The following is a 10,546-nucleotide window of genomic DNA, read 5'->3' as shown; positions in this document are numbered from 1 at the left end:
CGCAGGCGCGAAAGAGGTGGGATCCGTTTCCTGCCGCGGCGTGTACGTGGCAGAAAACACCTCTCAGCCCGTCAGTGTGCGCATGGTCCGCCTTCGGCGGACCATGCGTGCGCGCGACGGGCTGCATCCTGCCCGAAAAAGTGGCGCAGCCACTTTTTCGACAGTCTCGGACGGCAGTGCGGCTTATGCTGCACCGCCGTCTTTTCTTAAGGAACCACTGAATCAATCCCCGCACGTGTCTCAGCGGCAGATTTTTCGTCTGGCAAGACAAAAAATCGCAGGAATACTTTGTGTATTTCAAGATTTTTTAACGCAGTCAGGCGGAAAATCTGCTCACCGATCCACATACTTGGTTTGAATCAGTAGTTTCTTAAATTTGTAAACAATTCGGAAAGGAACTTCGGTTTTCATTGTCTCGACAGGAAAAGGGTGGTACAATGGCTACCGTGACGCTACATCACGAAGGAGGATATACATGAAGAAGAGTCGATTGATCGCCGGGACGCTGGCCCTGTGCCTTCTGGCCAGCTGTGGGGCTGCCGCCGATCCTGACGATATGGCCTACCAGGCCGCCAACCTCAAGCGGGACAGTGAGATCCTCACGGTGGACGGACAGGCGATTCCGGCGGAGGAATATCTCTTCTGGCTCCTGAGCGCGATTTCCCAGGAAAAGCAGTATGGCAGCCTGGCCAACGACGACGCCTGGGAGGAGACTCTGGGAGAGGACGGAACCGCCACGGCCGAAGTACTGAAGTCCGACGCGCTGGAGACCGCCAAGCTCTATCGGGTCATTGAGACCAAGGCCGCCGAGGCGGGGATCACCCTCACCGAGGAGCAGAACAAAGAGATCAATGACGAAATGGCGAAGGTGGCCGAACAGCTGGGCGGCGAAGAGGCTTTGCAGGAGTGGCTGGACAGCCGCTGTATTTCCCGGGACGGGTTTGTGAAGCTGAATACTGTCTACTACCTCAATCAGGGACTCAAGGAGAAGCTGGAGGGAGACGGTTCGCTCGCCGTTACCGATGCGGACTATGAGCAGTTTGTTGCGGATAACGGCATCTACGCAGCCAAGCACATTCTGATCTCCACCCGGAAGGTCAGCGAGGACGGGCAGTCCTATGAGGAGTTCACCGACGAGGAGAAGGCCCAGGCCCTCCAGAAGGCACAGGACCTGCGGCAGCAGCTCCGGGACGCCGGCGATACCGTGGAAAAGTTTGACGAGCTGATGAACCAGTACAGCGAGGACGGGCGCAATGACGACGGAACACTGGCCTATCCCGACGGCTACACCTATATTTATACCGGGCAGATGGTCAGCGAGTTTGAGGATGCCACGAAGGCCCTGAAGGTGGGGGAGATCAGCGACCCCGTGGAGAGCCGGTTCGGCTATCACGTCATTCTTCGGCTGGACGTGGATCAGGAGCAGGTCAAGCAGAACTGCACTACGGACTACAAGTTCAGCCAGCTCACCCAGCAGTGGCTGGACGAGGCCGAGGTAAAGACCACCAAAGCCTACGATACGCTGGATCCCAAGACTTTCTACGACAAGCTCCAGACTGTGATGGAGGCCAAAGCCGCGGCCAAGGCCAGCGCCAGTCCGGCGGTGAGCGAGAGCCCCGTTCCGGAGACCGGCGCACCGGCGGAGGAGAGCCCGGCACCTGCGGAAACGGCTTCCGGCAGCTGATCGAAAAGAAATCAAAGAGCAAAACCGGCGGGACAAAACTACGTCCCGCCGGTCTTTTTTGAGCAGTGCGGCCCAATAAAATGAAATTATAATTGATATAGAACAAAACAATAGATGATTCAATTCTTCGATAATTGTGGCAATCTATACCTATCAGTTAAAAGGTGAGGGACAGCCATGAGACAGGAAATGAGAGAAAACGGAGTGGACCCGGCGGCGGCGGCCGTCGGTGCGAGGATCCGGATGGCCCGAAAGGGGCGGAGGATGACGGCGGAACAGCTGGCCGAGGCCGCAGATATCTCAACGCAGTTTCTTGCCAAAGTGGAGAAGGGTCAGCAGAGCATGACTGTGGGAAAATTTTCTAAGCTGGTCAAAGCGCTGGGAGTCACCAGCGACTATCTGCTGTTCGGCCGCGACGAGATGGTGGGCTGTGCGGCGCTGGCTGCGGAATACATGGCCGGGCTGAACGTCGTGGAACGGGACATGCTGTCCCAAGTCGTCATCCGCCTTCAGGAGATGCTGGAGGCCATGCGGCCTGAGGAGGAACATTAAATGGGGCCGATCCGAGTGCTGGTGGTGGAGGATGATCCGACACAGAGATGGCTGCTGCTGGATTTTCTGGAGAATACCGAAGGACTGGAGCCCTGCGGCCAGGCCGCGGACGGATTGACCGGCCTGGAGCTGGCCCGCCGGGAGGAGGCCGATCTGATTCTGCTGGACCTGATCCTCCCCGGCATCAGCGGGATGGAACTGCTGCGCCGCTACCGGAGAGAGGGCGGCCGGTCCAAGATCCTGGTGGTCACCCGGGCGGCGGGTCCGGCCGTCAGCGCTGCGGCGCTCAGCGCGGGAGCGGATTTTTTTCTGGCCAAACCGGTGCTGTTTCAGGAGCTGGCGGAGGATATCCGCTCCCTCTGCGGCGACCGGCGGCAGCAGTTTGAGACCCTGCTCCAGCAGATGGGGGCGAAGCCAAAGTGCCTGGGCTACCGGCAGGCCATCCGGGCTCTGGAGATCCTGGGCAGCGGTCGGGTGGAGCTGATGAAGGAGGCCTATTTGCAGGTGGCGTCCGAGAGCCGGAGCACCTACGCCTGCGTGGAAAAGAATATCCGCTCTCTCATCCGCCAGATCCACCAGACCGGCAGCAAGCCCTATCGGAAGCTGACCGGATGCTCTGAGACAGACCGCCCGCCCGCCAACGGAGATTTCCTTCGGGCTTTACTGGCCTCCGCCAAGTTTCCCTTGTAATCGGACAAGCGTGGGCGTATCATGGTTTCCAGAAAGTGGAAATGAAAGGAATGGAAGCCATGAGCGCCTGGCACAGCAAAAGCATTGGGGAGACCCTGTCGGATCTGGAGACCGACCGGAGGCGGGGCCTGTCGGCGGAAGAGGCAAAGCGGAGGCTGGGGATTTACGGACCCAACGCTCTGACCGGGCGGCCCCGGGAGAGCATGGCGGAGCGGTTGTTTCAGCAGCTGAAGGATCCCATGATCCTGGTGCTGCTGGCGGCGGCGGGGCTGTCCTTCCTGTCCAGCGGCGGGGAGGACTGGCTGGACGCCGCCATTATCCTGCTCATCGTGGCGGTCAACGCCGTGATCTCCATCTCCCAGGAGAGCAGCGCCGAGCGGGCGCTGGAGGCCCTGAAGCAGATGTCGGCACCCCTCGCCCGGGTGACCCGGGACGGGAAAGAGCTGCGGCTGGGAGCCGCCGAGCTGGTTCCGGGAGACCTGATCCGTCTGGAGGCGGGGGACCTGGTGCCCGCCGACGCCCGCATTTTGGACTGCGCGGGTCTGAAGGCCGACGAGAGCGCCATGACAGGGGAGTCGGTCCCGGTGGAGAAGTGCGTGGGGGAGGGCCTGCCTCCGGAGACCGGCCTGGCAGACCGGCACAACATGGTCATCGGCTCTACGGTCATCACGGCGGGGCGGGGCGTCTGCGCGGTCACCTCCACCGGCATGAACAGCGAGGTGGGGAAGGTGGCCGGGCTCCTGCTGAATCAGGAGGAGACCGAGACCCCCCTCCAGCGGAAGATGGGAGAGATCTCCAAGACCCTGTCGTTCCTCTGCCTGTGCGTGTGCGCGGTGATGTTCGGAGTGGGGCTGCTCCAGGGGCGGGGCATTCTGGAGATGTTCATGACGGCGGTGTCTCTGGCGGTGGCCGCCATCCCCGAGGGCCTGCCCGCCATTGTCACCATCGTGCTGGCGCTGGGCGTGCAGCGGATGGCCAGGCAGGGCGCCATCGTCAAAAAGCTGCCCGCGGTGGAGACCCTGGGCTGCGCCGGAGTGATCTGCTCAGACAAGACGGGGACCCTCACCCAGAATAAAATGACTGTAACGGAAACGTGGATGGCGGCGGGAAAGGACCGGACGGCCCTGCTCACCGCGGCCGCCCTCTGCTGCGACGCCTCCGTGGACGAGCGGGGGCGGGTGACGGGGGACCCCACCGAGGCCGCCCTGGTGGAGGCCGCCCGGAAAGAGGGGGTAAACAAGGCCGGGCTGGAGCGGGAGAATCCCCGGCGGGGAGAGGTGCCCTTTGACGCGGGACGCAAGCTCATGTCCACCGTATATTCAAAGCCCGGCGGGGGCTGCCGGGTCTATGTCAAGGGCGCGCCCGACGTGCTGCTGGAGCGGTGCCTGCTCTCCGCCGCGGCAAAAAGGGCGGCGTTGGCCGCCAACGACCGCATGGCCGCCGGAGCCCTGCGGGTGCTGGGTGTGGCGGTCCGGGAGCTGGATCGGATGCCGGGGAAGCTCACTCCGTCGGCGGTGGAAAAAGACCTGACCTTCCTGGGCCTGGTGGGGATGATCGACCCGCCCCGGCCCGAGGCCGGGGCCGCGGTGGAGCAGTGCTGGAGGGCGGGGATCCGGCCGGTGATGATCACGGGAGATCACAAGCTCACCGCCGCCGCCATCGCCCGCAGCCTGGGGATCTGCCGGAGCGGGGATCTGGTGGTCACAGGGGCCGACCTGGACTTTATGCCCCAGGAGGCGCTGGAGGAGGACGTGGAGCGCTTCGCCGTTTACGCCCGGGTCTCCCCGGAGCACAAGAGCCGCATCGTCAACGCCTGGAGGAAAAAGGGACAGGTGGTGGCCATGACGGGGGACGGTGTGAACGACGCGCCCGCTCTCAAGGCCGCCCACATCGGCTGTGCCATGGGGAAGGCGGGCACCGATGTGGCCAAGGAGGCCGCCGACATGATCCTCACCGACGACAACTTTGCTACCATCGTCTCCGCCGTGGCTGAGGGAAGGGGAATCTACGCCAACATCAAAAAGGCCATCCACTATCTGCTCTCCTGCAATATCGGAGAGATCCTGACCATCTTTCTGGCCACGGTGCTGGGGTTCCACCAGATGCCGCTGGTGCCGGTGCAGCTGCTGTGGCTCAACCTGGTGACCGACGCCCTCCCGGCCCTGGCCCTTGGGGTGGAGCCGGTGGAGGAGGAGGTCATGGACCAGCGGCCCCGAAATGCCCACGAAAGCCTTTTCACCCGGGCCTTTTCCCTGCGGCTGGCCTGGCAGGGGGCCATGGTGGGGCTGCTCACTCTGGGGGCCTACTGGCTGGGGGAGTATGTGCTCTCCGATCCCGGGGAGGCCAGCGCGGCGGCCAACACCATGGCCTTCGCCACCCTCACGCTCTGCCAGCTCTTTCACGCCTTTGACGCCCGGAGCGAGGAGCAGTCGGTGTTTCACATCGGGGTGTTCTCCAACCCGGCCATGAACCGGGCCTTTCTGGTGGGCGCGGCCATGCAGGTGGCGGTGCTCTGCCTGCCGCCGCTGCAGGCGGTGTTCCAGACGGTGGCCATGGATCCGACCCAGTGGCTGGTGGTGCTGGCCCTGGCGGCGGCGCCGGTGGCGGTGTGCGAGGCGACTAAGGCTTGGGGCCGGCGGCGAAACCGGAGGCCCCGGGAGGAGACCGGCCGGTCGGCCCGGCCCACGCCCACCGCGGTGGGATAGAAAAAGAAAAACAGATTAAAGGTTGCGCGCGGCTTCCAATATGGATATAATAGGAATACTTGCACGAAAGGGAGCCGTTCAAATGGATTTTTACGCAAATGAGGGAAAGAACGTCGTCATTGAGGCGGGGGGCAAAAAATATGCCCGCCATGCCATTACGACCCATTTTGTTCAGGTGGGGGAGAGCTACCTCGACCTGATTCGTCAATACGTACTGCCGCACTATGAACCGGGGGACATCGTCTCCTCCAGCGAGAAGGTCATCGCCCTGTGCCAGGGCCGGATCGTCACCGAGGATGAAGTGAAGCCCGGGTTCTGGGCCAGGCTCCTCTCCCGTTTTGTCCACCAGACCGAAGCCGGACCGGGGATGGGACTGCCGGTGAAGATGCAGTTTGCCATCAACGTCTGCGGCCTGGGGAAGGTGCTGTGGGCTGCCGTCTGTGCCGCCGTCGACAAGCTCCGGGGTGTCCACGGGACGTTTTACAAGATGCTGGGCACCGAGGTGTCCGGCCTGGACGGCTTCTACGGCCATGACATCCCCGAGTATGAGCACATGGGCGTGCGGGTCCCCAGCGATCCGGACAGGGTGTGCGACGAGGTCTACGACAAGACCGGCGTGGTGATGATGATCGTGGATGCCAACGATCTGAACGTGGAGCTGCTGGGCCGGGGGGAACAGCTCAAGGGCTGGAGCGAGGAGGGACTTCTGGACCTCATTCGGGACAATCCGGCCGGTCAGGACCGGCAGCTGACCCCCTTTGTGCTGATTCGGGAAATCAAGGAGTAAAAAAACATTGTGACAGACGCGCCGCAAAAAGCGGCGCGTCTGTTTTTTAGCTGGGGGGCGGTGCCGTTTGGCTGCGGTGTGATTGCGGCCCTTTGGGCGGGTGGTTCGAGAGGCTGGCCTTTTTCTAAAAAGGAATGGCCGTTCAGAGCACGCATGCGGAACAAAAAACCACATGCCTGCCAGACGGCACCGCCTGTGGTCCAGATCGAAAAGAACGGTATTCCAGGGCACCCATGCAGGAGAGCAATTACGCCCCCACCAAGCGCGGCCACCCGCAAAAAAGGGATAACAAATCCAACGGTGGGGCACACTGGAAAAAACGGTGAAAGGAGGAGGCGCATGGGATTTTTCGGACGGAAAAAACGTCCCGATCCTCCCCATCCCCGGCGGGAGCCCCGGCTGGAGGGCCCCCTGACCGCCGAGCGGCTGGGCCAGGTGTTTGACCGCTGCGTGGACTACAACCGCCGGGGTGTGGCGGTGGGGGGCAACGAGGCCCTGCGGGCCGACCTCATTTTTCTCTCCGGCATGGTAAAGATGGAGCGGGTGAGCGACTATATCCTCCGGCCTCTGGCTCAGGACCGGGCTCTGGGGGAGGGCAGCCAGGCCATGGCCTGGGAGCGGATGCGCTCCGGCGCGCTATACAACCTGTCGGTGACCGAGGTGGAGACGCTGGACGAGGCGGCTGATGCGCTCATCGGGGGAAACTGCCTGCTGCTCTTTCCCGACCGGCCCAAGGCCCTCTCCTTTAATACGGGCACCGAGGAAAAGCGGAGCATCGGGGATCCGGAAAACGAGGTCTCAGTCAAAGGCCCCAAGGACTCCTTTGTAGAGAATCTGAGGACCAACACCTCTCTCACCCGGCGGCACCTCCGGGCTCCAGAGCTGCGGATCGAGGAGCAGATCGTGGGACGGCAGTCCCTGACCCCGGTGGATCTGGTGTGGCTGGACGGGATCGCCAACCCGGAGACGGTGGAGGATCTGAAGCGGCGGGTGGAGCGGATCGACATCGACGCGCTGCTGGCCACCGGAAACCTGGAGGAATATATCGCCGACCGGCTGAATACCCCCTTCCCTTTGGTGCAGCATACCGAACGGCCCGACCGGTTCTGCTACGGACTGGCCCAGGGCCGGGTGGGCATTCTGGTGGAGGGGCTGCCCCTGGGGTATCTGGCCCCGGCGGTGATCGGGGATTTTCTCCGGACCCCTCAGGACCGGGCGGAGAACTGGATGGTGGCCTCCGCGCTCACCGTGCTGCGCTGGGTGTGCCTGCTGGGGACGCTCTACCTGCCGGCGGTCTATGTGGCCATGGTGAACTTCCATCCCGAGATGATCCCCACCCGCCTGGCCCTGTCCATTATGGCCGCCCGGCGGGATGTGCCCTTCTCCACGCTCTTTGAGACGCTGCTTTTGCTGCTGGCTTTCGAGGTGCTTCAGGAAGCGGGGCTCCGCCTGCCCCAATCCATCGGTCAGACCGTGTCCATCCTGGGCGGCCTGGTGGTGGGCTCGGCGGCGGTGGAGGCCAAGCTCATCTCCCCGGCGGTGCTGGTGGTGGTGGCGGTGGCCGGCATCGCCGGGTACACCATGCCCAGTCAGGATCTGGCCGGGGCGCTGCGGCTGTGGCGGTTCCTGCTGACGGTGCTGGCCGGTCTGGCCGGTCTGTTCGGTGTACTGATGGGCACGGCTTTTCTGGTGGGGCATCTGGCCGGGCTGGAGAGCTTTGGCGCGGCCTATCTCACTCCCTTTGCAGCCAACTCCGGGGAGCAGGTGGAGGGTGAGACTGTCCTGCGGCAGCCCCTGCCCCGGGACAAACTGAGACCGGGCTACCTGAAGCCGGAAAATCGGAGGAAGCAGCAATGAAGGGAAAAGGATGGGCCCTGCTTCTGGCGGTGGTGCTTGCGGCCCGGGGTGTGGGACTGCTGCCCCGGGGCCGGGAGATGGAGGAGCTGACGCTGGTGTCCGCCCTGGCGGCGGATCGAGCGGGCGCCGCGGTGGCCGTGACCGCGGTGACGGGAGTGCGGGCCTCTCAGGATGAGGAGCCACAGGTACTGACGGGAAAGGGGCAGTCGCTGGCTGAGGCGTGCCGCGGACTGGGGAAAAAGGGCAGTGCCGTCCCTTATCTGGGGCAGGCCGACCGCCTTCTGGTGGGGGAGGACCTGGCCCGCACGGGACTGTGGGAGACCCTGGACTTTGTGTTGACAGACCGGGAGCTGAGGTTGGATACTTTATTATATATTGTAAGAGGCTCCGCCGGGGCGGCTCTGTCCGATGCCGCCGCCCAGGCGGCCAAAGAAGGCGGAACGGAAGACCCCCGGGGCCGGACGGTGGGGGAGACCCTCTCCCGTCTGGCGGAGGGGGAGTACGCCCCGGTCCCCGTGCTGGAGCCGGACGGGGATGGAGCGCTGGAGCCCGCGGGCTGGGCAGCGGTAGGGCCGGAGGGGCTGGTGCGCCTCTGGACGGGAGAGGCTGCCCAGGGGGCCGAGCTGCTGGCCGGACTGGGCAAGGGGACGGTGGTCCCCCTGCCCGACGGCTCTGCCGCCGCCCTCACCGGGGTGCGGACCTGGGCCAAGGACGGAGAGGTGAGGTGCACCCTGACCGCACAAAGCGTTCGGGGAGAGGCACAGGAGGCGGCTTTGGAGGTCTGGGGAGAGCGTCAGATCCGGGCGGTCCTGTCCGACCGGCTGGACTGCTGGGGCCTGGACCGGGAGCGGGGAGCGCTGCGCCCCTGGGCGTGGGGGCACATAGAAAACGCGCCGGTGGAGGAGCTGGCGGTCAAAGTGACAGGGAGGATCGAGGGCAGCTATGAACGGAGGAGCTGAAAAGGGCCGGTCTCAGCGGGAGCGGCTGGAGTTGACGATGGCGTCGCTGGCGCCCGCGGCGCTGGGGCTGGTGACGGTACCGGTTGCCGCTGCCGGGCGGCTGGCCTGGCTGGCGCCGGTGCTGGCCCTGCCCGTTGGTCTGGTCCTGTGCCGGCTGTGGCGGACCCTGGGGGCGGAGAGCCTCCCCCGGGGGTTGAACGCGTCCTTTGGCCGATGGCTGGGAAAGGGGATCGTGGGCGGCTACCTGCTGTGGGGGATCTTTCTGCTGGCCGTCAGCGCCCGGCGGTATGCCGACCGGCTGACGGCCACGGTGGGAGAAGGGGGCAGCCGGTGGCTTTTTCTGGCGGCCACTCTGGTGGTGACTCTGTGGCTGAGCCGTGGAGACGGGGCATCCTTTGCCCGGACCGGGCGGATTTTTTTCCTGGCGGTGACGGCCGTGATGGGAGCGGTCCTCCTGCTGGCGCTCTCCTCACTGCGGTGGCAGAACCTGTGGCCCGCCCGGGGAGAGGATGCCTCCGGGCTGCCGGCGGCTGCGCTGGCCGTGCTGTCTCTGGCCGGATATGGCGTTTATGCGCTGTGCCTGCCCCTGAGAAAGGAAAGCGGTCTGCGGGGAGGGGCGTGGACTGTCTGGGCCAGCGCTGCGCTGGCCGCACTGCTGCTGGCGGTGGTGGGGGCCTTTGGGCCCGCGCTGGTGGGAGAGATGGATGAGCCCATCCTCTATTTATTAAGGGGCGTCGGCCTGCCCGGAGCGTTCCAGAGGGGAGAGGCGGCGCTGGCGGCGGTGATCGCCCTGGGGGACCTGGCCCTTCTGGCACTTCTGGAGTGGAGCTGCGGCGCGCTGGGGCAAACGCTGATCCCCAAGTGGACCTGGGGGCGGTACCCGGCGGCCCTTTTTGGCTTTTTGATCGCCGGATGGCTGCCGGATCGGGGGAGCGTCCTTTTTTGGAGCGAGGAGGCAGCTCCGGTGGGAAATTTGTTTTTCGGAGTTTTGCTGCCGGCCCTTGCGGTTTTGACGGAAAAAATACGAAACAGAGGGAAGGGACAAGCCATATCTTGTGGGGAAAACAATGAGTAAAGTGCAGATATAGCATGGAAAAGAGCAGGTAAAAAAGAACGGAAGAAAATGCGAAAAAAGCGTTGACAAACGGGTGTGGTTTTGATATATTATTCGAGCACCTGTTGAGCAGGGCGGGAACGAGTCGAGGGATCGGAAGGGTCCGAAAGGGCTGAAAAAAGTAGTTGACAAAGCGGACGAGCTATGATAAACTATCAAAGTTGCGTCTGAAGCGTCAAAGACTGGATTCGGAAAGCC

The 10,546-nt window shown here is 63.8% G+C and carries 9 protein-coding genes; all 9 read left to right on the top strand.

Features of this window, described 5'->3' with window-relative positions; all coding sequences use genetic code 11:
- Positions 1-358 (top strand): hypothetical protein (locus tag ACQRD3_RS12875; RefSeq protein WP_427781656.1); only part of this gene is annotated, 358 nt, incomplete at its 5' end.
- 117 nt (positions 359-475) lie between these two features.
- Positions 476-1,684, top strand: a complete 1,209-nt coding sequence (locus ACQRD3_RS12870) for a peptidylprolyl isomerase (protein ID WP_080906235.1) — start codon at positions 476-478, stop codon at positions 1,682-1,684.
- 177 nt (positions 1,685-1,861) lie between these two features.
- The gene (locus ACQRD3_RS12865; protein WP_427781655.1) at positions 1,862-2,236 is read left to right on the top strand and encodes a helix-turn-helix domain-containing protein; all 375 of its coding nucleotides are present in this window, start codon (positions 1,862-1,864) and stop codon (positions 2,234-2,236) included.
- Positions 2,237-2,926 carry a response regulator gene (locus ACQRD3_RS12860; RefSeq protein ID WP_427781654.1) on the top strand — a complete coding sequence of 230 codons (690 nt, stop codon included), beginning with the start codon at positions 2,237-2,239 and terminating at the stop codon, positions 2,924-2,926.
- Positions 2,927-2,985: 59 nt separating this feature from the next.
- Positions 2,986-5,631, top strand: a complete 2,646-nt coding sequence (locus ACQRD3_RS12855; RefSeq protein WP_427781657.1) for a cation-translocating P-type ATPase — start codon at positions 2,986-2,988, stop codon at positions 5,629-5,631.
- Positions 5,632-5,713: 82 nt separating this feature from the next.
- On the top strand, positions 5,714-6,418 hold the full coding sequence (locus tag ACQRD3_RS12850) for a F420-0--gamma-glutamyl ligase (protein WP_427781653.1): 705 nt from the start codon (positions 5,714-5,716) through the stop codon (positions 6,416-6,418).
- A gap of 339 nt (positions 6,419-6,757) precedes the next feature.
- Complete coding sequence (locus ACQRD3_RS12845) at positions 6,758-8,275, top strand: spore germination protein (RefSeq protein ID WP_427781652.1); 1,518 nt, start codon at positions 6,758-6,760, stop codon at positions 8,273-8,275.
- The gene (locus tag ACQRD3_RS12840; RefSeq protein ID WP_427781651.1) at positions 8,272-9,234 is read left to right on the top strand and encodes a hypothetical protein; all 963 of its coding nucleotides are present in this window, start codon (positions 8,272-8,274) and stop codon (positions 9,232-9,234) included. Before ACQRD3_RS12845 ends, ACQRD3_RS12840 begins: the two co-directional genes overlap by 4 nt.
- Positions 9,218-10,309 (top strand): GerAB/ArcD/ProY family transporter, encoded by a 1,092-nt coding sequence (locus ACQRD3_RS12835; protein WP_080906230.1) that lies wholly within the window; start codon positions 9,218-9,220, stop codon positions 10,307-10,309. Before ACQRD3_RS12840 ends, ACQRD3_RS12835 begins: the two co-directional genes overlap by 17 nt.
- Positions 10,310-10,546 lie beyond the last annotated feature (237 nt).

The organism is Candidatus Pseudoscillospira sp. SGI.172, assembly GCF_050313575.1.
GTDB lineage: Bacteria > Bacillota > Clostridia > Oscillospirales > Oscillospiraceae > Vermiculatibacterium.
This window is presented reverse-complemented; position numbering and strand designations above follow the sequence as displayed.

What these genes read in the sequence shown, in the direction of transcription:
- ACQRD3_RS12835 (WP_080906230.1), top strand. Translation starts at nt 9,218, where the DNA reads ATGAACGGAGGAGCTGAAAAGGGCCGGTCTCAGCGGGAGCGGCTGGAG.
- ACQRD3_RS12840 (WP_427781651.1), top strand. Translation starts at nt 8,272, where the DNA reads ATGAAGGGAAAAGGATGGGCCCTGCTTCTGGCGGTGGTGCTTGCGGCC.
- ACQRD3_RS12845 (WP_427781652.1), top strand. Translation starts at nt 6,758, where the DNA reads ATGGGATTTTTCGGACGGAAAAAACGTCCCGATCCTCCCCATCCCCGG.
- ACQRD3_RS12850 (WP_427781653.1), top strand. Translation starts at nt 5,714, where the DNA reads ATGGATTTTTACGCAAATGAGGGAAAGAACGTCGTCATTGAGGCGGGG.
- ACQRD3_RS12860 (WP_427781654.1), top strand. Translation starts at nt 2,237, where the DNA reads ATGGGGCCGATCCGAGTGCTGGTGGTGGAGGATGATCCGACACAGAGA.
- ACQRD3_RS12855 (WP_427781657.1), top strand. Translation starts at nt 2,986, where the DNA reads ATGAGCGCCTGGCACAGCAAAAGCATTGGGGAGACCCTGTCGGATCTG.
- ACQRD3_RS12865 (WP_427781655.1), top strand. Translation starts at nt 1,862, where the DNA reads ATGAGACAGGAAATGAGAGAAAACGGAGTGGACCCGGCGGCGGCGGCC.
- ACQRD3_RS12870 (WP_080906235.1), top strand. Translation starts at nt 476, where the DNA reads ATGAAGAAGAGTCGATTGATCGCCGGGACGCTGGCCCTGTGCCTTCTG.